Genomic DNA, 21,413 nt, shown 5'->3' on the forward strand with positions numbered 1-21,413 from the left:
GTCCCATTGCGAAAGTTGCCGGCGTTGAATTGCAGCGTATGCGACCTGTCCCGCACACTGCGAAACCTCGCGTCTTTGCTTCGGCGAAACGCCAACCACGCCTCGACGACCGCGTTCTGCTTGATGTGGCAGGGGGCGTCCTTCACCCACCCGGGCAGGTCGGAGCGCAGGATGATGTCCCGCAGCTTTCTGGCCGTTTTTGGGGCACCATGCTGACGCTGATAGGCAATCGCTTGGTTGTAGCAGTACCGGCACGCCGCTTGCCACCGCTTCCAAACTTTAGCCAGCGCTGGCTCCGGATAAATCCGTATCTTTCTCGATTGCAGCCCGGTATTTTCTGAGTCCGTAGAGCCGACTACTGAAGCAGCGCAGGATGGTGAGGATATCCTCAACCAGTTCCTGCTGGGGAGAAAGGTGATCGTCATCGAGAACCAAGATTTCGCACCCGTATTGACGGCAGTACCACTCAACGAACTCAAATCCAAACCGGCAGAGTCGATCCCGGTGAGCGACCACAATCGTTCCGATATCTCCTGCACGGACTCGTTCCAATAAGGCAAGGAACTTCGGTCTTTTGAAGTCGAGACCGCCGCCAACCTCTCCGACCACTTCGGCTCCAGGATAGAGGTTAACCAGTCTTGCAATCTGTCTCTCCAAGTCTGGTTTCTGCCCTCGACTGCTGACTCGGGCGTACAAAACAACTCGTTTATCCTTTCTGGGTGTTCTGACGTAACTGTCGAGGTCATACCTTCTCGCTCTACCAGATGGTGTGCGTATTGCCTTAATCCAGCCTTTCTGTTCCCACCGTCTGAGGGTGTGGAGACACACCCCAAAATAATCCGCCGCTTCTCTCGGTTTTACATACCTAGCCATGCCAGGCAGCCATAGTGAACATATTGTACATTATTTTCAGTATAGTCCAGCGTATCATTGACTAGAGTCATGCTCCCACCCAGGGGATTCTTACGCAGCCCAAAATGGACTCGTAAAGGCGCTGTCAAGACGCCCCTAGACAGTCCTTTGAGGCATAACCTCAAAGTTCTGCTTACTTCGGACTGAAGTTCCTCCAGGTTAGTTATTGCCGCATCTATGGGTTGACGGTTGAGCTGATGGGGATCTCTGCTGTGTTGCTCCTAGACTGTTCTCCCTTAAGTCTTTCCTCGGCTGAGGCGCGGGAGAAATTGCTGTATTTGCTGGCCCAACTGGCCTACCGCGAGGGATCCTTTACCCTCACGTCTGGGCAGCAAAGCACTTACTACATCAACTGCAAGCCGGTTACCCTCCACCCCCAGGGAGCCTACCTGGTGGGATCCCTGCTGCATCGGCTACTGCCCCCTGAGACCGAGGCAGTTGCCGGCATGACCTTGGGGGCGGATCCCTTGGTCACAGCGGTGAGTTTGGCCTCTCTGCAGGCTGAGCCGGCCAACCTGGCGGCCCTGATTGTCCGCAAAGAGCCTAAGGGACATGGCACCCAGGCCTGGATCGAGGGGCCGGAGTTGCCGGCGGGCAGCCGGGTTTGGATCTTGGAGGATGTGGTGACCACCGGCGGCTCGGCTCTCAAGGCTGTCGAGCGGGTGCGGGCAGCGGGCTATCGGGCAGAAGGGATCCTGGCTTTGGTGGATCGACTGGAAGGGGCAGAGGCCCGTTACCGCGAAATGGGGATCCCCTTTCGCCGCCTGTTTACCCTTGAAGAGGTGCGTGCCTGCCATCAGAGTCTCCGCCAGGGCTTGGTGGGCTGGCCGGTTTTGGGAGGTGAGGGGGGTTCCCAAGCCTGCTCTTGAGAGGCTCCCCATCTCTCCTCCGCTGCAAGAGCTGGCCAAGCCAAAAAGGCCGTTGGCGCTTTTGACCTTTGGTCTTGGTTTTGTCGATTGGTAGCTGTCATTGGGCTGTAGAAGTGACAGGATAGGCGGTGAAATAGGGCGAAAAGGGTTTAGCCATGCGCATGGGCAGACTCAGTGGCATCCTCTTGCACCCCACCTCGCTACCGGGGCCATTTGGCATCGGCGATCTGGGGCCGGCTGCCTACCGGTTTGTGGATTTTCTGGTGGAAAGCGGCCAGCGCCTCTGGCAGGTGCTGCCCCTTGGCCCCACCGGCTGGGGCAACTCCCCCTACATGAGCTTTTCTGCCATTGCCGGCAACCCACTGCTGATTAGCCCGGAGCTGCTGGTGAAAGCCGGCTGGCTGGAACCCAACGGCTGGCAGGATCTGCCCCAATGGCCAGCCATCCAGGCGGGGAATGCTGAGCGGGTGGACTACGAAACCGTGATCCCCTTCAAGCTGGGCTTGTTGCGCCGCGCCTGGGCCACCTTCAAAGACAAGGCCACCGCCGCCGACTGGGAAGCCTTTCAAGCCTACTGTGCTGCCGAGGCCGATTGGCTGCCGGACTACGCCCTGTTCATGGCCCTCAAAGAGGTGTATGGCGACCAGGAATGGACCCAATGGGATCCAGCCTTGGCACAACGGGATCCCCTGGCTTTGCAAGAGGCCCGTGACCGCCATGCCGATGCCATCACCCGGCAGATGTTTTGGCAGTATCTATTTGCCCAACAGTGGGGATCCCTAAGAGAGTACGCCCACCGGCATCAAGTGCAGCTCATCGGGGACATACCCATCTATGTCGCCCCCAACAGCGCCGATGTGTGGGCCAACCGGGAGCTGTTTCACCTGGATGAACAAGGACGGCCCTTGCAGGTAGCCGGCGTGCCCCCCGACTATTTCAGCCCCACCGGGCAGCGCTGGGGCAACCCCCTCTACAACTGGGAGGTGCTCAAGGCCCGCGGCTACGACTGGTGGATCCGGCGCATCCAGGCCATTCTCAAGCAGGTGGATTGCGTCCGCATCGACCACTTCCGCGGCTTCGAGAGCTACTGGGCCATCCCCGGCGCTGCGGAAACAGCGGTAGAAGGCGAGTGGCAAAAAGGGCCGGGGGCCGACTTCTTTCAGGCGCTGGCCGACAAGCTGGGGAAAATCCCGGTGATCGCCGAAGATCTGGGAGACATTACGCCGGAGGTGTTGCAACTGCGGGATCAATTTGGCCTGCCCGGCATGAAGGTGCTGCTCTTTGCCTTTGGCTCGGGGCCCGATAACCCCTATCTGCCTCACAGCTACGAGCGCAACTTCGTCGTCTACACCGGCACCCACGACAACAACACCGTGGTGGGCTGGTTTCATGACCCAGAACGCCCGGAGTGGGAAAAGCAAAACCTGTTGCGCTACCTGGGCTGCCAGGGATCCGACGGCATCCACTGGGATCTGATTCGCCTGGCCCTGGCTTCCGTGGCCGACCTGGCCATCATTCCCCTGCAAGATGTGATGGGCCTGGGGGCAGAGGCGCGCATGAACTTCCCCGGCAGGGCCGAGAACAACTGGGCCTGGCGCTACCGCGAGGAGATGCTGCGGCAGGACATGATCCAGCGGCTGGCCGAGATGAGCGTCACCTACGGGCGCATCTCTCCTCAAGAGTTGGAACAACGGCGAGCAGCCCTAGCCCAAGAACGAGCGGCAGGATCTTCTCAAGCTGCCCCCGGCCTCGTCTAATGCTGGATCCCGCCCATCAGCAGCCCTAGCTGCTCTTCGGTGGCCTCTTCAGGCGTGAGTTCTCCCACCAGGTGGCCCTCATGGATCACCAAAATGCGATCCGACAAGCTGATCACCTCATTCAAATCCGCCGACACCAGCAGCACCCCCATGCCCTGATCCCGCGCCTGCAGGATGCGCCGATGAATGGCCTCGATGGCCCCCACATCCACCCCCCGCGTCGGCTGGGCAGCCACCGGCACCTTGGATCCACAGGAAAGCTCCCGTCCCACAACGATCTTCTGGGCATTGCCGCCAGAATAGCGGCGGGCCGTCAGGGAAATGCTGCGGGGGCGAACGTCGAAGCTCTCCACCAGCTGGCGGGCATGTTGGTCAATGGCCTCTTCCCAAAAAAATCCCAACCAGCCGGTATACGGCTTTTGATGGTGATCCCCCAGGATCAGGTTGTCGCGGGTGGGGAAATCCAGCACCAAACCTCTCACATTGCGATCTTCGGGGATATGACTCAGACCCCAGCAACGCACCTGTCGGGCCGAAGCAGACAGGGATCCGGCTCCATAGCGAATTTGGCCGCGGTAGCTTCTCAAGCCGGTGATCGCCTCCACCAATTCCGTTTGGCCGTTTCCCTCCACACCGGCAAGGCCCACAATCTCGCCGGCACGTACCTGGAAGCTCGCCCCCGCCACCGCCGGCTTCCGCCCCGGTATATCCACCCACAGATCTCGCACATCCAGCAACACCTCCCCAGGGGTAGCGGCCTTTTTTTCAACGGTCAGACTGACTTCCCGCCCCACCATCAGCCGCGCCAGTTCCTGGGCATCGGTTTGGGCAGTGGGCAACGTCGCCACCACCTTGCCATCCCGAATGACGGTGACGCGGTCGGCCAGTTGCATTACCTCCTTCAGCTTGTGGCTGATGAAAATGACAGCTCCCCCCCGCCGGGCAAAGCGGCGCAAAAACGCAAACAGCTCGCCTGCCTCCTGCGGAGTCAACACTGCCGTCGGCTCATCCAAAATCAAGATGCGGGCCTTGCGGTAGAGCATTTTCAAGATCTCCACCCGCTGCTGTAGGCCTACCGGCAGATCCTCCACTCTGGCGTCGGGATCCAGATGGAAGCCCATCTCGGCAATCAACTGAGCCACCTCAGCCCTGGCCCGACGGAAATCGACCTGAAAAAGATGGCCGGGTTCGGCCCCAAGAACCACGTTTTCCGTAACCGTCAAGGGATCCACCAACATAAAGTGTTGATGCACCATCCCAATTCCCAACCGAATGGCATCGGCGGGACTGTGAATTTTGGCCGGTTGCCCATCCACTTGAATGGATCCCTCGTCCGGGCTGACCAACCCATAGACGATCTTCATCAGGGTAGACTTGCCCGCCCCGTTCTCCCCCATCAGCGCCAGAATCTCTCCCCAACGCACCTCCAGATCGATGTGGTCGTTGGCCAACACCAGAGGATAACGCTTGGTGATCCCCTGTAAACGAAGGGCGATATCGCTGCGATGGGATCCCTCTGCCAAGGAAGGATCAGGCCCACTCATGAGGTGCTTCTTGAACGCCTCTTCCAGCATAGGTTGTGAACTACCATGCCAGAGGAAAGCATTTCTGGGGGTATTGTGAGAGTCTCTCTTTTTCTAAGCACTATGGTCATTTCGATTCAAACTGGGACACTGCACCCACACCTAAAACGTTGGTCACGTCGTTACGTCGTCGCATCGTCGCGTCAGCGTTGCGGTTCCCGTCAGGGTGCCGTAGGCATAGCAATAGCGCTGCGGAGCAATAATGCACGGGGCCAGAAGGCTTTTTTCAATAGCCCAGGCGTCTTACCCTAGCCTGAAACAACTATGTCTAATAACTAATGGTGCAACATCCAAGGTCGCCCACAGGATTGGGAGCGATATTTTGGCGAGTTTGGATCAGAATTTGAGTGCTGTTCACGCTTGATCAGTTTGGGTTCTCTTCCTCCCTTTGAAATAGGCAAAGAGCTGGAAAGCTGAACCATGGGAACTGAAATGAGACGTTTCCCTTCCTGATTGCAAGAAGGACAATAGGCCGGATCTCGATATTGAGATAAGGGCCGCCATACCTCAAACTCCCCACAGGTTTGACACTTAAACTCATACAGCGGCATCTTCCTATTCCACCCCCTTGAACGAGGCATCGGATAACATTCACCTAGGGAGAATATCTATGTCGAAGATTTGCGTAGGAATAGCCACCGTACAGCAAGCATTGGGAATATCGACGATCCCACTCACTCTGCCCTCCACCGGTGCAGCACTGAGCAGCAGATAAGCTTGTTCTCCCGTAAAGCCGAATTTTTTCAGATATTCGATGGCATTTAAGCAGGCGCGTCGATAGGCAATGTGAACATCCATATAATGCTGCTTACCTGTAAACTCGTCCACAGAAATGCCTTCAAACACAAGGTATTCCGAGTAACGTGGCTCAACAGGGCCGGGCTTAAAAATGGGGTTAACCAATCCGTACTTCTCAACACCACCCTTGATTAGATCGACGTGGAGATCGATGTAGCCCGACATCTCAATAGCGCCACAAAAAGAGATCTCCCCATCCCCTTGCGAGAAGTGAATATCTCCCATCGACAGCTTGGCACCCTCCACGTAAACCGGGAAGTAGATCCGTGTTCCTTTAGACAGGTTTTTAATATCGCAATTACCGCCGTGCTCTCGCGGGGGCACCGTCCGAGCCGCTTCAGCAGCAACCCGCTCATACTCTGACTTGGGCAAAGTTCCCAAAATTGCGTTCTTGGGATTGGGCAAGGCGGCCAGCACAGGCTGATTGCCAGATAGCCCCGCGCCGTAAGTGCGCAAATCGGGAGCCGAAGCGACCAGCTCAGCTTCCCGCTTATTCCAAGCCGCCAGCAACTCGTGAGATGGGGCACAGCCAATGAGGCCGGGGTGAATGATGCCGGCAAAGCGCACATGGGGAATGTGTCTGGAAGTGGTGTAAATGCCTTGAAAATCCCAGATGGCTTTGGCCGCGTTGGGAAAATGATCGGTGAGGAATCCCCCTCCATTTTCTTTGGCAAAAATACCTGTAAACCCCCACTCGTCTCCCGGCAGTGGCCCAATGTCTAACAGATCGACAACCAGGATATCTCCAGGCTGGGCGCCGTTAACCCAAATAGGCCCACTCAAAACATGGACAACGCTTAGGTCAACCTGCTCAATGTCGGAAGGGTCATCGTTGTTTTTGATTTGCCCATCCGTCCAGTCTTTACACTCAATTCGGAATACCTCGCCAGGGTTTACAGAAACCACAGCGGGAATATCAGGATGCCAGCGGTTGTGACCCGGTAGATCCTGTTGATCCATTGGCTTAGTCAGGTCAACTTTAAACAGCGTTTTGGGCATGGGATCCTATCCTTGAGTCATCGCTCTGCGGTCAGACTTTGAATGCACAAAAGCCTATCTCCAATAGAGAAGCTAATACTGTAGTAAGAGCTACAATTCATAGTGCTGTTATCTACAATCGCAGAGCGGGAGATGAGGAGCTTAGGATGAATGGCCTCGATGGCCCCCACATCCACCCCCCGCGTCGGTTGGGCAGCCACCAGCACCTTGGATCCACAGGAAAGCTCCCGCCCCACAACGATCTTCTGGGCATTGCCGCCAGAATAGCGGCGGGCCGTCAACACGGCCGTCGGCTGGCTTTTCTTTAGAAAGGGACATTCAGGCCCTCTCTTGAGCTCCCCGGCATCTGGGATCCTCAAGTTCTGAAAACTCCACTGCCCTCCATTGCCGCAACCGGCTAGTTGAGCGCCTGCACCTGATCCAGGAAGTCTGCCACCGTCAGGGATCCCAGGTCTTGGCCGTGGCGCTGCCGCACGCTCACTGTGCCAGTTGCCTGCTCTTTTTCCCCCACAATCAGCATGAAGGGAACCTTGGCCTTCTCGGCGTTGCGGATCTTTTTGGGCAGGCGGTCGCTGTCGGCATCGATGTGGACGCGGATCCCCTGTTCTCGCAACTGATCCCGCACCTGGGTGGCATAGCCCAGGTATTGGTCGGAAACGGGCAAGATGCGCACCTGTTCCGGCGCCAGCCAGAAGGGAAAATCCCCCGCGTATTCCTCGATGAGGATGCCGATGAGCCGCTCCAGCGAACCAAAGGGAGCGCGGTGGATCATTACCGGCCGCTGCCGGGATCCGTCCTCGGCCACATAGTACAAGTCAAAGCGCTGCGGGTTTTGGTAGTCTACCTGCACCGTGCCCAACTGCCACTCCCGATCCAGCGCGTCGCGGAAGATAAAGTCCAGCTTCGGCCCGTAGAAAGCCGCCTCTCCGATCCCTTCAAAATGCGGCATTGAAAGCTTCTCCACCGCGCGGCGAATGGCATTCTCGGCCATATCCCACTCTTCCGGGGATCCCAGATATTTATCGGATTTGGGATCGCGGAAGCTGAGGCGGGCGCGAAAATCTTTGAGTTTGAGCTTGTCGAAAACCACCAGAATGAGATCGACAACCTTGAGAAACTCTTCTTCCAACTGATCGGGACGAACGAACAAGTGGGCGTCGTCCACCGTAAAGCCGCGAACGCGGGTCAAGCCCCCCAATTCCCCCGATTGTTCGTAGCGATAGACGGTGCCGAACTCGGCATAGCGCAGCGGCAAATCGCGGTAGGATCTCAGCTCTGATTTATAGATTTGGATGTGAAAAGGACAGTTCATCGGCTTCATGACAAAGCCCTGTTCAGCGGCGCGCGCCTCCTCGCTCTCGGCCATCATGGGAAACATGTCTTCCCGGTACTTCTGCCAGTGGCCGGAGATCTTGAACAGATCCACGCGGGCAATGTGGGGCGTCACCACCGGCAGATAGCCCCGCTTGAGCTGCTCCTGCTTGAGAAAATCCTCTAGCACCCAGCGCAGAGTAGTTCCTTTGGGGGTCCAAAGGGGCAGGCCCGGCCCCACTTCATCGGCAAATATAAATAGGCCCAGCTCCTTGCCCAGCTTACGGTGATCCCGCCGCTTGGCCTCTTCCAGCCGCCGCTTGTATTCCTTGAGCTCCTCCGGCGTCTCCCAGGCGGTGCCGTAGATGCGCTGGAGCTGCGGCTTGGTCTCGTCCCCCCGCCAATAGGCGCCGGCCACGCTGAGCAGGTCAAAAGCTTTGGGGTTGATCTCCTTCGTGTTTTCCACGTGGGGGCCGGCACAGAGATCCCACCACTCATCCCCCAGATGGTAGATGGTGATCGGCTCGCCTTCGGGAATGCTATCTAAAATCTCCAGCTTGTAAGGTTCGCCGAGGGCCTCGATGCGGCGCCTGGCCTCCTCCCGGCTCACCTCCTCGCGGATCACCGGCAAGCCTTTCTTGATGATCGCCTGCATCTCTTTTTTGATGCGCTCCAGATCTTCCGGCGTGAAGGGCTCGGGATGGTCAAAGTCGTAGTAAAAGCCATAGTCGGTCGTCGGGCCGATGGTTACCTGGGCCTTGGGAAACAGCCTTTGCACCGCCATCGCCAGGACGTGAGAGGTGGTGTGGCGGATGCGCTCCAGCTTGGGAGATTCGTGGGTACGCAGCAGCTTGAGGGGGCTGTTGGCCTGTTGAGGGGATGCGGCTGGTTGAGACATCGGAACCCGCTTGGCGACAAAAATGACTCTGCAGTGCTTTTATCTTAGTCTGAGGCCAGAACAGCCGGGATCCGCAACGGGGACAACTCTCTGTTTAAGAAAGACCGTCGCCTTTAAACCCACAGCTCGGCCAAGAAAAAGGGGGGAAAGCACACAGTATTCTAGAAGTGTCGCAAAGTGTCGCAACCTCTGAATTCATTCATGGTCTCTTCGCTCGCCAACCTTGCCGAACGCTCTGCCGCCGCCTCTGAACCGAAACCGGCCCCCCTTTCTGAGTCTGGAGTTGCTCCGGTCATAGCCGCCATCGATGTGGGCAGCAACTCCCTGCACATGGTGGTGGTGCGCATTAACCCCAATATCCCCAGCTTCACCATCATCTCCCGCGAAAAAGCCACCGTCCGGCTGGGGGAATTCTGCAGCCAGACGGGCGCCCTTACCCCTGCTGCCATGGAACGGGCCCGGACGGCTCTGGAGCGGTTTTGCCGCATTGCCGAGAGCTTTCAGGTGCAGGATATCGTTGCCGTGGCCACCAGCGCTGTGCGCGAGGCCCCCAATGGGCCGGAGTTCTTGAAGCGGATCGAGCAGGAGCTGGGCCTGCGCATCGAGCTGATCTCCGGCCAGGAGGAGGCCCGCCGCATCTACCTGGGGGTGCTCTCGGCCATGGAGTTCCACAATCGGCTGCACGCGGTGGTGGATATCGGCGGCGGCTCGACCGAGCTGATTCTGGGCAACGGCCAAGAGCCGGAGTTTCTACGCAGCATCAAGGTGGGGGCGGTGCGCCTGACCCAAGCTTTTTTGCACCACGATCCGCCCACCTCCGCCGAGCTGCAGGCGCTGCGGCAACATGTCCGCGGCATGCTGGAAGCTCCCATTGAGCAGATGCGGCGCATCGTCGAAGCCTCCCAACAGCCGGGATCCCTGACCTTGGTGGGCACCTCCGGCACCATCGAGTGCTTGGCCCAGTTGGATGCCCGCCGTCGGCTGGGCGCTGCCCCCACTCGCCTGCAGGGGTATGAGTTCAGCCTGGAAGCCCTGCGGGCCTATGTCAAAGAGCTGCGCTCCCTCACCGTGGCCGAACGGCAAAAACTGCCCGGCTTTGGGGAAAGACGCGGGGAGATCATCCTGGCTGGGGCCGTCATCTTGGAGGAGGTGATGACCCTGCTGGGGGTGGAGCGGATCCAGTTTTGCGAACGGGCCCTGCGGGAAGGGCTGATCGTGGATTGGATGATCGGCCAGGGGCTCATTGAAGATCGGCTGCGCTACCACAGCTCGGTGCGGCGGCGCAGCATCCTCAAGCTGGCGGAAAAATACCAGGTGGAGCTCCCCTATGCCGAGCGGGTAGCGGAGTTTGCCCTCAGTCTTTTCGATCAGACCCGCGGCATCCTGCACTCCTGGGGCTCCCGCGAGCGAGCTCTCCTCTGGGCGGCGGCCATGCTGCACAACTGCGGCCACTTCATCAGCCATGCCGCCCACCACAAGCACTCCTACTACCTGATCCGCCACGGGGAGCTGTTGGGCTTCAACGAGGAAGAGATAGAGGTGATCGCCAACCTGGCCCGCTACCACCGCAAGTCGCCCCCCAAGAAGAAGCACGAGAACTTTCAACGCCTCAGCAACGAGCGGGATCGCCAAGTTGTCCTCGAGCTCAGCCCCCTGCTGCGCATAGCCTGTGCTCTGGATCGCCGCCGCCTGCAGGCCATCCAAGCTCTCCACTGCCGTTTTCAGCTTCTGGGAGAAGGCCCCCGCTGCATGGAGCTGATTTTGGATCCCAGGCACCCCAACGACGACTGTGCCCTGGAGCTGTGGAGCTTGAACGAGAAGAAAAAGGTCTTCGAGCAACAGTTCAAGCTGCAGGTGATTCCCAAATTATCCACCCAGATCCAGCGCAGCGCCGATCCCTTTGAGGCAGCCGTCTAGCCAAGGGGCGTATAGTCGTTTCAAACAAGACGAAGACACTTTGCCGCCGACCCCCTCTACCCTCACCCCCGGCCCCTCTCCCAAAGGGAGAGGGGAGTTGGGGATAGTGCTCCGCACGGCCGGCGCGTCCGCGACAGCGTTGCGTAGCAATAACGACGCAGAGAAACGTTTCATTGCCATTTGAGATGGCTGTAACTACCAAGCTGCCGGTGAACGCCAATAGCTGGGCAAGCGGATCGTATTCCTTTAGCTACCGTTTGCACCAGCGGGATAAAGTTCTCGCGAGGCTGCACGGCAAGTTTTGCTCAGGGAGCGATGGTAATGGGCGAGGGGCTGGTTTGGGTGGCTCTTTGGCCGCCCCGCTCCAGGATCACCTCAACGAGGCCGTTGTTGACCGGCTGCATGTTGAAGGGCAGTTGCTGCTGGGTTTCGTAGAGGCCGGGCGCCACCTCCCGCATCTCCACCTCCGGCGTCACCCCGACGATGCGAAAAGCTGCCCGCCCCCCCGGATCCCCTCGCATCGTAACTTTGAGGATCTCGCCCATGCGCAGGTTGGTGCTGTTGGTGGTGACATTGAAAATCCGGGGCAGCCCAGCAGCGACAGGTGCGGAGACCGGCTGGATGGTGGAGCGGGTTCCCTTAGATCCATCGATTGCAAAAGGGAAGATCTCCCGGTGTTCCTGGCTGAGGCCATCCTTAGTGAGCACAATTCGCAAAACGGGGTTGCTGGCTTGGTGGGTGGGGGCCACCACGTAGGTGCCCTCGTAGTGGTGGGGTCGCACCTCCCGCATCGGCTGGTTCAGGGCCAAATTCCCCAAATCAAACTGGGCGATCCCCCCCGAGTCCCCCCAGATGGCAATGGTGAGAATATCCCCTTCCACCAGGTCGCGCTGGGGATCCAAGCGAATCGCCTCAATACGCGGATAGCGGTTGCCGACTGGAGCCAGAGGAGCAGGCTCAGGGGTGGCCGGTTGTGGCAGAGGGGATGGGGGCGGAAACACCGATTCCACCGGCGGGGGAGCGACATTGCCCAGGGCCAGTTGAGGGAGCCGCCGCTGAACGCGGGTCTCCCGTCCGTTGAGGCTCAGTTGGATACGAATATCGGGACTGAGGGCGCTGTCCTGAGGGCCAAGGATGTAAACGGCGCGGTAATAGCCGGGCTGCACCTCCTGCATGGGCAAGCCCTGCACCAAGCTGCCGATATCCACGGTGGCCCTGCCGTTGGGAGTGGCCTGGGCCTCAACAGTCAGAGTTCCCCCTGGCGGCACCACTCCCGACTCAGGGGTAATCCGCGTTTGCAAGATTTCGGGTTGGACAGTCTTGGCCACCGGAGCAGGAGAGGGACGCAACTGCGCCACCGGAGCTGGCAAAGGCGGAAGCTGACCGCGATACACCAGCGCCTGGTGCAACAGCACCGCCCCCTCGGCTCGGCTGAGCACCCGATTGGGCCGCAGCCGGGCCGGATCCGGCACATTCACCAATAGCCCTGCTTCCCCTGCCATCGCCACAAAAGCCCGCCCCACCTCCGGCACCTCGGCAGCATCGGTGTACAGAGCCATCCAGCGCTCAATATCGTCCTGGTTGGGAGCAGGCAATTGCAGGGCCCGCACCAAAATAGCCAGGGCTTCCAGGTGGGTGAGATCTCCTTGCGGGCGAAACTCGTTGCCCTCGTACAGGCGCATCGCTCCCGCCTGCAGCACCGCTTGGGCCGTCCAATAGTCGGGGGTATTGGGCTCGAGATCCCGAATCTCTTGTACCTGGTTGGGGTTGGGGACGTAGCCGAAAAACTCCGTTAGCCACTGGGCCAATTCCAGACGAGTCAAGGTCGCCGACAGCGGCTCCTGGGTGAGCACCAGGTCCGTCTGGCGCTCCAGCGCTGCCACGTAGGCATCGGCCCAGGCCAGCGAGGCTTGCTGCTCGACCCCTTGCGACCAGGCCGGCAAGCTGAGGCTTGACCAGCCTAGCGTCCAACATAGGCCCAAGGCTAGGGGCCACGAGCACCGCATAGCTGTTACTCCTGTTCCGTTGACATCCCCTCAGAGTCAGCTTATCTCAAAGTTCCGCCGTGTCCTCAAGCCCTCGATGTCAGTCGCGATTGCGCCCTTTGGCAGTGGGATCCCCTACCCCAGGCGTTCCGGCTCACGCTGCCCTAGAGTTGAACTCAGAGGCTGTTAGGAGATCTTACCTATGCAAGGATGGGGCCTCGCTTGGCGGCAAACAGCTTGAGCAATTGTCTTGTAACTTGTAGCTGTGCATGCAACTCCTTATCATTGTGTTATAGACTCAAAGAGCCCTTTTGCCCCTAGTGCAGGGAGGAGTTTCATGGCTGGCAACACTGGAGAGCGACCTTTTGTCGATATTATTACCAGCGTCCGCTACTGGGTTATTCATGCCCTGACCATTCCCGCTTTGTTTTTGGCGGGTTGGCTTTTTGTCAGCACCGGCTTGGCTTATGATATCTTTGGCACCCCGCGCCCCAATGAGTATTTCACCGCAGAGCGGCAGGAGTTACCGATTGTCAGCGACCGCTTCAACGCTCTTGAGCAACTGGAAAAGTTAACTCGCTAGGAAAGAGCAGGGCCAGGCTGGCAACTCTTTAGTTGTTGCGATTTGTAAATCTATTTTGCGTTCCAAGATGCAGGATCTGGACTATGGCGACCAAATCTGTTAACAAACCTGACGAGCCTGTTTTCTACCCCGTTTTTACTGTCCGTTGGTTGGCGGTGCATACTTTGGCGATTCCAACCGTTTTCTTTTTGGGAGCTATTGCCGCAATGCAGTTTATTCAACGGTGAACCCCATGGCTGATCAACCTGAGAAGAATCCCAACACCCAGCCGGTAGAGCTAAACCGCACCTCCCTATACTTGGGCTTGCTGCTGGTGTTTGTGGTGGGGCTGTTGTTTTCCAGCTACTTTCTCAACTGAGACTTCACTTGTCTCTGGTCTTAAGTTGAGAAAAAGCTGCAGGGATCAATGTAGGCTTACCTTAGCCAGCCCTTGGTTCTCTTTGCAGACTACGGGTGCAACTTTTTAGACCTATCTTTTTCTTCTGGAGGCCAGTTGCTATGACTAGTCAGGCAAGGATCCCTCTGTGGATAGTGGCTGTGGTTGTCGGTTTGGGTGTGGTCACGGTGGTTGGGCTTTTCTTCTATGGCTCCTATACCGGTCTTGGAGCGCCCGTGTAGTTTAGACAAGTAGAGGAGGGCGAGGGGCAGTAATCTAGACAGACCCCTCGCTCTGTTTCGTTTCGGGGTATGCGGGTCAGCTAGAAACCGCGGGAGCTCCCCTGTACCCCCCTATATCCCCCCGCCCAGCCCCCCTGTATCCCCCCGTATACGGGGGGACTGGGGGGCCGGGGGCCGGGCCGGTCAGTGACGGGAGGAATGCGGTCTGTTGATGTATAGTTACAGCATGCCCCAAGTCTTGACTATCAAACTGTTCGCGCTAGGGGGACGGAGTCCTTAGGTATCGGAGTCGCAAGCCGCCAAGCTGGATGCGACTCTGGACGCCTTTGTGCAGGCCTTGAACTGGGTGAATGAGAACACACCAGAGAAGATAGTCAACGCCGTCAAGCTCCAATCTCTCTGCTAGCGCGAGATTCGTACCTGCTTTGGGCTATCCTGGCACAACAGGTATGCAGACGGGTGGCAGGGTCGCGTAAGGTTGCCCGGCAACAGAACTGTCCGGTCAAGGCCTTCAAGGCAGGCTTCGTGACCTACGATGCCCGCATCTTTTCCTTCCGCGAGAACGACTGGACGGTGTCGCTGACCACCGTAGAGGGTCGGGAACGCTTTGAGTTGGCCATTGGCAACTATCAACGAGGGATGCTGGCCGGCACCAATCCCAAATCGGCCACGTTGGTCAAACGCAAAGAGGGTTCTCACTACATCCAGATTGGCGTCGAGCCAGACACCCCCAAGGCGATGGGGGTGGACTTGGGGAGGAGAGATATTGCCCATACCTCAGAGGAGGACAACTGGAATGGACAGCCGTTGAACCAGGTCAGAGACCACTCCTCCCGGCTGCGGGCGTCACTTCAACGCAAAGCCAGTCAGGGCACAAGATCTAGTCGGCGCAGATGCCGCCAACTCTTGCAACGGCTGTCTGGTCAGGAGAGACGCTTGCAAACCTGGGTCAATCCCTGCATCTCCAAAGCGATTGTGTCGAGGGCGCAGGCCACCCACAGTTTTATTGCCCTGGAAGACCTGAGTGGCATTAGGGAGCGCACCAACCGACAGCCGCGCAGTTAAGATAGAGCGGCGGCGGTCGAATAGTTGGGCGTTCTATCAACTGAAGCAGTTTGTGCAGTACAAGGCGCTGCGGGCCGGGATCCAGGTTGGGGTGGTGCCGCCTGCCTACAGCTCGCAGACCTGCCACCCGTGCCTGTGGATTGGGCAACGGGAAGGGAAGCATTTTCGTTGTGTGAACTCGGTCTGTGGCTGGAAAGGGGATGCAGATTTTAACGGTGCCAACGTGATTGCATTATTGGGGGCTGCTGTAAACCAGCCCCCCTACCTCCCCCCGTATACGGGGGGTTGGGGAGCGGTCGGAGCCCGGTAGTTTACACATCTCCCGTGAAGGGGAAGGGTGGCTTTGACACTCCCACCCAGGGGATTCTTACGCAGCCCAAAGTGGACTCGCGAAGGCGCTGTCAAGACGCCTCTAGACAGTCCTTTGAGGCATAACCTCAAAGTTCTGCTTACTTCGGACTTAAGTTCCTCCAGGTTAGTTATTGCCACGCGGGTTTTGCACCGCAGTAGGTTGTTTTCCTGGAGAAGCTCTGTACTAATAACAAAGAAGCAACTAAAGTGGCTCAAGGGCTTTTCCGCCGCGTACTCAAGTACGGGGCTACCAAGCTATCCTCTTGTGTAAGAGCAACGTGGCTACAGAGAAACGTGTTGCACAGCAGTCAGATGTTCTCTTTCTTGAAACAGACAGCGGCGCGAGCTGCTCTGGTCAGCTTCGGCTCAATTTTGCTGGCCGAAATGGGCGATAAAACCCAGTTGGCCACCCTGCTCCTCAGCGCCCACTCGCAAAATCTTGGGGTGATCTTCTGCGGAGCTGCTGCTGCCCTAATCAGCACCAGCTTCATTGGGGTATGGGCGGGGGCTTGGGTAGCGCGAGTCATCCCCCCCCGCTGGATCAAAACCTCGGCAGGCGTGGGGTTCCTCCTGATCGGCCTATCTCTGCTCTGGGGATCCCTGCCCATAGCTGGCTGAGCAGAGGCCTTCAGGATGGCTCCGGCAAAGCATGTTACGATTAAGGACGCCTCGCACTCCACCTGAGTGCCTCACTTTATGCCGGACAACCGGTCAGGAAGACCAGCATGGCCAAAAAACGCAACCTGAAGCGGGAAAAAGCCGAGCGCAACCGCGAGTATGCCAAGCAGTTTCAGAAAAGTCGTGCTCGCAATAGCCGCCGCTTCCGTTCTGTTCCTCGGGATCAGGAGGCCAGCGCTGGCGAAGAACAGCAGCCGTGATGGCAAGTTCGTCGAGAGGCTCTGTTGACCAACACCCTGACCGGAGCTAGCCCAGCAAAGCTGCTATTGTAGGCAGGGGTGGGCTGGAGCGGATAGCCATGAAGTACCGACGTATTCTGCTGAAGCTGAGCGGTGAAGCCCTGATGGGGGAACGTCCCTACGGGATTGACCCCGAGGTCTTGCAGTCCATTGCCAGTGAAGTAGCCTCGGTGGTGCGGGCGGGCGTGCAGGTGGCGATCGTGGTGGGAGGGGGCAATATCTGGCGCGGGCGCAAGGAAGCGGCTGCCCAGGGGATGGATCAAGCTTCTGCTGACTACGTGGGGATGTTGGCCACCGTCATCAACGCCTTAACCTTGCAAGATGCCATCGAGCGGGCCGGGATCCCGACGCGGGTGCAGACGGCCATTGCCATGCAGGAGGTGGCAGAGCCTTACATTCGTCGCCGCGCCATTCGTCACCTGGAAAAAGGGCGGGTGGTGATCTTTGGGGCAGGCTCTGGAAATCCCTTCTTCACCACCGACACGACTGCGGCCTTGCGGGCGGCGGAGATCGATGCCGAGGTGATCTTCAAAGCCACCAAGGTGGACGGGGTTTATGACGCGGATCCCAAGACCCATCCTCAGGCCCGCCGCTACGATGTCCTCAGCTACCAGGATGTGCTTACCCGCGATCTGCGGGTGATGGACAGCACTGCCATCGCCCTCTGCAAAGAAAATCAACTACCCATCGTGGTTTTCGACTTGACCACTCCCGGCAACATCTACCGGGTGGTGCAAGGGGAGCCCATCGGCACTTGGATTGGACAAACAACTCCCAAGAGCAATGGGATCCCTGCCCGCCTGGCCCAGGAGAGCGGATCCTAAGTGGGATAGGCCGAGGCTACACTGGGGGTGGCCCTAACTGACCGGTGACGGCCTGAAGATCTCTTCTGGCCACGCTAACCTGGCCAGAGGATGTGCTGTCGCGATGTGGAGGGGAAGGCGATGACCGATCACCGCGATCCCGCCTCGCCCGAAGGCCTGATCGCCCAAAGTGCTCCGCCCCGCTGCCGCCAACGCTGGGGTCGCCGTCTAGTGCAAGGCTTAGCTTTCCTGGTGGCCTTGGCCGTTGGATTTGGCTACTGGCGCTGGCAGACCTGGCTTCAGCCGCTGGGTGGCCCAGAGCCAATCCAGGTGGTGATCCAGCCGGGCAGCAGCAGCCGTTTAATCGGGAAACAACTGCACCAAGCGGGGGTGATCCGCTCTGCCTTGGCCTGGGAGCTGTGGAGCCGCACCTTTGGACGCGACTGGCTGTTTCAGGCAGGTACCTACGCTTTGGATCCCAACCAAGACATGCTATCCGTAGCCCGACAACTGCGGCAGGGCCGGATTCTGCAGCGGCGGCTGACCATCCCGGAGGGCTGGCGGATCGAGCAGATGGCGGCGGCCTTGGCGGAGCGCAACTGGTTGGCAGCCGATGTTTTCATCGCCACGGCCCGCGTGATCCCTCCCCTCGATTGGCTGCCCCCCAGCTTGAACTCCCTGGAAGGCTACCTCTTCCCCGACACCTATCTTTTTCCTGTCGAACAGGTGGAGGGATCCCTGCCGGATCAGCAAAAAGCCGAGATTGTCATCAACGCCATGCTGCAGCGGTTTGCCGCCGTGGCCCTACGCCTGTTTCGCCAGCACACTACTTCCCTCTCCTTGCATGAGTGGGTTACCTTGGCCAGCATTGTGGAGCGGGAGGCCGCCGTGCCGGAGGAGCGTGCCTTAATCGCGGGCGTCTTTTTGAACCGGCTCAAAAAGGGAATGCCCTTGGGAGCCGATCCGACGGTGGAATATGCCCTGAACATCCAGCAGACGCCAGATCGCCGCCTCACCCTTGCCGAGGTGCGTACCCCCTCCCCCTACAACACCTACCTCACCCCCGGCTTGCCCCCTGGCCCCATCGCCAGTCCGGGCTTGGCCAGCCTCAAAGCCGTTTTGGAGCCTGAGGAGACCGATTACCTCTACTTTGTGGCCCGCTACGACGGCACCCATGTTTTCAGCAAGACCCTAGCCGAGCACGAGGCAGCTCAACGGCAAATCCTCCGCGAGCGGCAGGGATCCCCGCCCACTTCGCAATGAGAAGGTCAGGAGCATTGGCAGTTGGTGGCTGAAAAGGTTCTCGATGGTACGCAAACCTTGGTTCAAGCTCCTGCAACCGGATGTGGTGGTGGCCGGCACTGTCTTGCGGCTGCGGGCAGAAGATCTGTTGGCCTGGCAGGTGAGGGGCGTCATCTTCGACGTGGACGACACGCTGGTGCCGATCCGCCAGGCTGAGGTGGATCCGGCTGTGGCCGCCTGGCTGGAGCAATTGCGCCCCCACTTTCAGATTTGGCTGGTGAGCAACAACCTCAACCGCAACCGCATTCGCCAAATCGGCGAGAGCTTGAACCTGCCTTCCATTCACGGCGCCGGCAAACCCTCGCGGCGCGCTCTGCGGCGGGCTGTGGCGCAAATGAACCTGCCGGTGGAGGCGGTGGCCATCGTGGGCGATCGCCTGTGGACGGATATCCTGGCGGGCAATCGGCTGGGCTTGGTTACCGTATTGGTCAACTCCCTCCTGCCCAAGACTCTGGAGAAGAGCCCTGCGGCCATCCTGGATCCCCGCGTTTGAGAGATTCTTTGGACAACCTCACCCCCGTCCCCTCTCCCAGAGGGAGAGGGGAGCTAGGAAATAACGTAACGAGCCGTTTCATTTTTGAAATGACTCTATAGGTTGTCAGGGGGTGGCGCATCCGCAAGTTGAAATCGAGAGACAGCTTGCAGAACTGACCCATCTGCCCAAGTTTTTTGTAGAGTGACGGCAGTGAGCCGGCTCCGGCATTGGGCCCGCCGGGTGGCGGTGTAAAGGCAGCGTCAAATTCAAAGGTTAAGCATGCAAACCATCCCTGTCGTCAAGTCCGCCATGCAACGGGTGAAGTCCATGATGCAGAAATCGCTGCGGTCTGTTCCCATCTCTCACCGTCCCAAGTCTCTGTTGATATCCCAGGGACGGAGTTTAATTAAGCTGAGCAGCCTGCTGGCCTTGCCCTTGCTGGTCTCGGCATGGCCCGCTTGGGCCTTGACCTTGGTGGCCCGTCCGGATCTACGCAGCCTCAAACGGGCACAAGTCATTCGGGTGGTCGATTACAACACCCTGGTTGTCCAGCTCGAAGGGGACTTGAATTTGCGGCTGGTGCAACTGATCGGGATTGCTCCTCTGCCGGCAGAGCTCAATCCTACGTGGACGAAGCTGCGCGGGCAAACCCCTCTGCCCATCTCCAATGCTGGTCAATACCTGCAGACGGCTTTGCTGGGGCGCGAGGTTTTCTTGGAGTTGGATCCCGCTCTGGCCCCCACCCCCACCCTGCCTGCCTACGTTTGGCGGGCCAATACCCTCATCAACCAGGAAATGCTGTTTTTGGGGCATGGCCTACTGTCGCCGCAAACCAATGGCCTCAAGTACGGCGTCATTCTCAAAGAGGCAGCCAATGCGGCAAGGCAACAGGGGCGCGGCTATTGGACGCCCTATGGCCCTCGCTAGAGGGAAGCCAAAGACAGGTCCAGAGCCGCCTGGCCCTTGGGGATGGCTCTCAACTTCAACAAACAGTTTCAACGGCTCTTCGGGAGAGGCGCTCCACCCCAGATCCCGTCCAAAAGGCGGGAGCGAGCCGTTCTCTCGAGATTGCTCACCTTTTGTATTTTCTTAGTATTTAGCCTGCTTATATATGATGATCTCAGGCGGGCTTTCGATCCTGGGCTGCCGAGTTCGCTGGGTTGGAAGGGATCCCGCTGGGTGATTTGGAGTTCCCTATGGCGGATGAACTGCCGTTTACCCTGGATCAGCTCCTCATCGTTCAGGCGATTGCGCAGCAGGGGAGTTTTCGGCGGGCTGCGGAGAGCCTGTTTGTCTCCCAGCCAGCGGTCAGCTTGCAGGTGCAGAACCTGGAGCGACAGTTGGGAGTGGTGTTGTTTGACCGCGGCGGGCGCAAGGTGGAGCTGACGGATGCGGGGCAGGTGTTGCTGCACTACAGCGAGCGCATCCTCAAGCTCTGCCGGGAAGCGGTTCAAGCTCTGGCCAATTTGCAAGAGATGGGAGGGGGGCACTTGGTTTTGGGGGCCAGCCAAACGGTGGGCACCTACGTCATGCCCTCTTTGATCGCGCAGTATCACCGCAGCTATCCCCAGATTTCGGTGCAGCTCTTGGTGCAATCCACACGGCGAATTGCCCAGAAGCTGGTGGAGGGTCGGCTGGATCTGGCCATTGTCGGCGGGGAGATCCCCTTTGACTTACAGCGGCATTTGAAGGTGATTGCTCTGGCGGAAGACGAATACGTGTTGGTCGGCGCCCCCAGCTGTGCCCTCGATGCTCCCGCCCTTGTGGATCTGTTGACTTTGCCCTTCATTACCCTGGATCCCCAGTCTTCCACGCGGCAGACCATCGACCGGGTGCTGAATCGCCACGGCATCAACCCGGGCCAGCTAAATGTACGGCTGGAACTCAGCTCGATTGAGGCAATCAAGAATGCCGTCCAGGCTGGCTTGGGGGTGGCTTTTTTGTCGATGGTGGCGGTGGGCTCCGACTTGGAGCAAGGGCGGCTGAAAAAGCTGGCGGTGGAAGGGCTGCAGATACGGCGCACCCTTTGGCTGGCGTTTAACCCGGAGCGCTATCAATCGCAGGCGGCCACCCGCTTTCGCGAGGGGCTGCTGAGCTGCCAAGACTGGCTGAAAACTCCCCCTCCCCACTTACAGTTGCTCGCTTGAGTGACATCCTCTCCCGCTAAGCCCTGACGGGCTGTAGACGGGAGCTTCCGAGAATCACTTCCCGGAGTTGCTGCTTCAACGGACTGGTAAACCAGGATCCTCCACAGCCAGAGAGCGGCAGTC

21 protein-coding genes and 1 pseudogene are annotated in these 21,413 nt (G+C 58.8%); 15 read left to right on the forward strand and 7 right to left on the reverse strand.

Annotation, left to right across the window (positions count from 1 at the left end; translation table 11 throughout):
• Together SYN65AY6A5_RS13885 and SYN65AY6A5_RS13090 are read right to left on the reverse strand one after the other, a co-directional pair.
• On the reverse strand, positions 1 to 392 hold a 392-nt coding region (locus SYN65AY6A5_RS13885), incomplete at its 3' end, for a helix-turn-helix domain-containing protein (RefSeq protein ID WP_168174270.1).
• Positions 280 to 873 carry an IS607 family transposase gene (locus SYN65AY6A5_RS13090; protein ID WP_099884716.1) on the reverse strand — a complete coding sequence of 198 codons (594 nt, stop codon included), beginning with the start codon at positions 871 to 873 and terminating at the stop codon, positions 280 to 282. The genes SYN65AY6A5_RS13885 and SYN65AY6A5_RS13090, both read right to left, overlap by 113 nt.
• Positions 874 to 1,109: 236 nt before the next feature.
• On the opposite strand from SYN65AY6A5_RS13090, the gene pyrE reads away from it, so the two are divergent.
• Positions 1,110 to 1,781 (forward strand): orotate phosphoribosyltransferase, encoded by a 672-nt coding sequence (pyrE, locus tag SYN65AY6A5_RS13095; RefSeq protein WP_240531064.1) that lies wholly within the window; start codon positions 1,110 to 1,112, stop codon positions 1,779 to 1,781.
• A 155-nt stretch (positions 1,782 to 1,936) separates the two neighbouring features.
• The gene (gene malQ, locus SYN65AY6A5_RS13100; protein ID WP_099812833.1) at positions 1,937 to 3,538 is read left to right on the forward strand and encodes a 4-alpha-glucanotransferase; all 1,602 of its coding nucleotides are present in this window, start codon (positions 1,937 to 1,939) and stop codon (positions 3,536 to 3,538) included.
• Here malQ and SYN65AY6A5_RS13105 read toward each other — a convergent pair.
• The 4 genes from SYN65AY6A5_RS13105 to thrS all read right to left on the reverse strand — a co-directional run bounded on the left by SYN65AY6A5_RS13105 (position 3,535) and on the right by thrS (position 9,127).
• Positions 3,535 to 5,082, reverse strand: a complete 1,548-nt coding sequence (locus SYN65AY6A5_RS13105; protein ID WP_099884764.1) for an ABC transporter ATP-binding protein — start codon at positions 5,080 to 5,082, stop codon at positions 3,535 to 3,537. The two genes, malQ and SYN65AY6A5_RS13105, sit on opposite strands and share 4 nt — an antisense overlap.
• Before the next feature lie 630 nt (positions 5,083 to 5,712).
• Positions 5,713 to 6,918, reverse strand: a complete 1,206-nt coding sequence (gene fmdA / locus SYN65AY6A5_RS13115; RefSeq protein ID WP_099812834.1) for a formamidase — start codon at positions 6,916 to 6,918, stop codon at positions 5,713 to 5,715.
• 17 nt (positions 6,919 to 6,935) lie between these two features.
• On the reverse strand, positions 6,936 to 7,202 hold the full coding sequence (locus tag SYN65AY6A5_RS14595) for a hypothetical protein (RefSeq protein ID WP_240531065.1): 267 nt from the start codon (positions 7,200 to 7,202) through the stop codon (positions 6,936 to 6,938).
• 113 nt (positions 7,203 to 7,315) lie between these two features.
• Positions 7,316 to 9,127: a threonine--tRNA ligase gene (thrS, locus tag SYN65AY6A5_RS13125; protein WP_099835768.1), complete on the reverse strand. Its 1,812-nt coding sequence runs from the start codon at positions 9,125 to 9,127 to the stop codon at positions 7,316 to 7,318.
• Positions 9,128 to 9,328: 201 nt separating this feature from the next.
• Here thrS and SYN65AY6A5_RS13130 point away from each other — a divergent pair, with 201 nt between their 5' ends.
• Positions 9,329 to 11,044 carry a Ppx/GppA phosphatase family protein gene (locus SYN65AY6A5_RS13130; protein WP_240531066.1) on the forward strand — a complete coding sequence of 572 codons (1,716 nt, stop codon included), beginning with the start codon at positions 9,329 to 9,331 and terminating at the stop codon, positions 11,042 to 11,044.
• 305 nt (positions 11,045 to 11,349) lie between these two features.
• On the opposite strand, the gene SYN65AY6A5_RS13135 is transcribed toward SYN65AY6A5_RS13130, so the two are convergent.
• Entirely contained in the window at positions 11,350 to 13,050 is a 1,701-nt protein-coding gene (locus tag SYN65AY6A5_RS13135; RefSeq protein WP_011431226.1) for an S-layer homology domain-containing protein, read from the reverse strand.
• A 316-nt stretch (positions 13,051 to 13,366) separates the two neighbouring features.
• On the opposite strand from SYN65AY6A5_RS13135, the gene psbE reads away from it, so the two are divergent.
• The 12 genes and pseudogenes from psbE to SYN65AY6A5_RS13190 all read left to right on the forward strand — a co-directional run bounded on the left by psbE (position 13,367) and on the right by SYN65AY6A5_RS13190 (position 21,290).
• Positions 13,367 to 13,612, forward strand: coding sequence for a cytochrome b559 subunit alpha (psbE, locus tag SYN65AY6A5_RS13140; protein ID WP_011431225.1), 246 nt, complete (start codon positions 13,367 to 13,369; stop codon positions 13,610 to 13,612).
• Between the two features lie 83 nt (positions 13,613 to 13,695).
• Positions 13,696 to 13,839 (forward strand): cytochrome b559 subunit beta, encoded by a 144-nt coding sequence (gene psbF / locus SYN65AY6A5_RS13145; protein WP_011431224.1) that lies wholly within the window; start codon positions 13,696 to 13,698, stop codon positions 13,837 to 13,839.
• 5 nt (positions 13,840 to 13,844) lie between these two features.
• Positions 13,845 to 13,970, forward strand: a complete 126-nt coding sequence (locus SYN65AY6A5_RS13150) for a photosystem II reaction center protein L (RefSeq protein WP_011431223.1) — start codon at positions 13,845 to 13,847, stop codon at positions 13,968 to 13,970.
• A 140-nt stretch (positions 13,971 to 14,110) separates the two neighbouring features.
• Positions 14,111 to 14,230: a photosystem II reaction center protein J gene (locus tag SYN65AY6A5_RS13155; protein WP_011431222.1), complete on the forward strand. Its 120-nt coding sequence runs from the start codon at positions 14,111 to 14,113 to the stop codon at positions 14,228 to 14,230.
• A 304-nt stretch (positions 14,231 to 14,534) separates the two neighbouring features.
• A pseudogene (locus tag SYN65AY6A5_RS13160) lies at positions 14,535 to 15,605 on the forward strand (transposase).
• A 353-nt stretch (positions 15,606 to 15,958) separates the two neighbouring features.
• On the forward strand, positions 15,959 to 16,264 hold the full coding sequence (locus SYN65AY6A5_RS13165; RefSeq protein WP_099812838.1) for a TMEM165/GDT1 family protein: 306 nt from the start codon (positions 15,959 to 15,961) through the stop codon (positions 16,262 to 16,264).
• A gap of 107 nt (positions 16,265 to 16,371) precedes the next feature.
• Positions 16,372 to 16,524 (forward strand): hypothetical protein, encoded by a 153-nt coding sequence (locus tag SYN65AY6A5_RS14095; protein WP_011431218.1) that lies wholly within the window; start codon positions 16,372 to 16,374, stop codon positions 16,522 to 16,524.
• A gap of 98 nt (positions 16,525 to 16,622) precedes the next feature.
• Complete coding sequence (gene pyrH, locus SYN65AY6A5_RS13170) at positions 16,623 to 17,387, forward strand: UMP kinase (protein ID WP_011431217.1); 765 nt, start codon at positions 16,623 to 16,625, stop codon at positions 17,385 to 17,387.
• 120 nt (positions 17,388 to 17,507) lie between these two features.
• Positions 17,508 to 18,629 carry an endolytic transglycosylase MltG gene (gene mltG / locus SYN65AY6A5_RS13175; RefSeq protein WP_099812840.1) on the forward strand — a complete coding sequence of 374 codons (1,122 nt, stop codon included), beginning with the start codon at positions 17,508 to 17,510 and terminating at the stop codon, positions 18,627 to 18,629.
• Between the two features lie 43 nt (positions 18,630 to 18,672).
• A complete protein-coding gene (locus SYN65AY6A5_RS13180) occupies positions 18,673 to 19,161 on the forward strand; it encodes a YqeG family HAD IIIA-type phosphatase (RefSeq protein WP_011431215.1) in 489 nt (162 codons plus the stop codon).
• Positions 19,162 to 19,422: 261 nt separating this feature from the next.
• Positions 19,423 to 20,070 (forward strand): hypothetical protein, encoded by a 648-nt coding sequence (locus tag SYN65AY6A5_RS13185; protein WP_011431214.1) that lies wholly within the window; start codon positions 19,423 to 19,425, stop codon positions 20,068 to 20,070.
• Positions 20,071 to 20,339: 269 nt separating this feature from the next.
• Positions 20,340 to 21,290 carry a LysR substrate-binding domain-containing protein gene (locus SYN65AY6A5_RS13190; protein ID WP_011431213.1) on the forward strand — a complete coding sequence of 317 codons (951 nt, stop codon included), beginning with the start codon at positions 20,340 to 20,342 and terminating at the stop codon, positions 21,288 to 21,290.
• Positions 21,291 to 21,413: the final 123 nt, after the last annotated feature.

The organism is Synechococcus sp. 65AY6A5, from assembly GCF_002760415.1.
Taxonomy (GTDB): domain Bacteria; phylum Cyanobacteriota; class Cyanobacteriia; order Thermostichales; family Thermostichaceae; genus Thermostichus.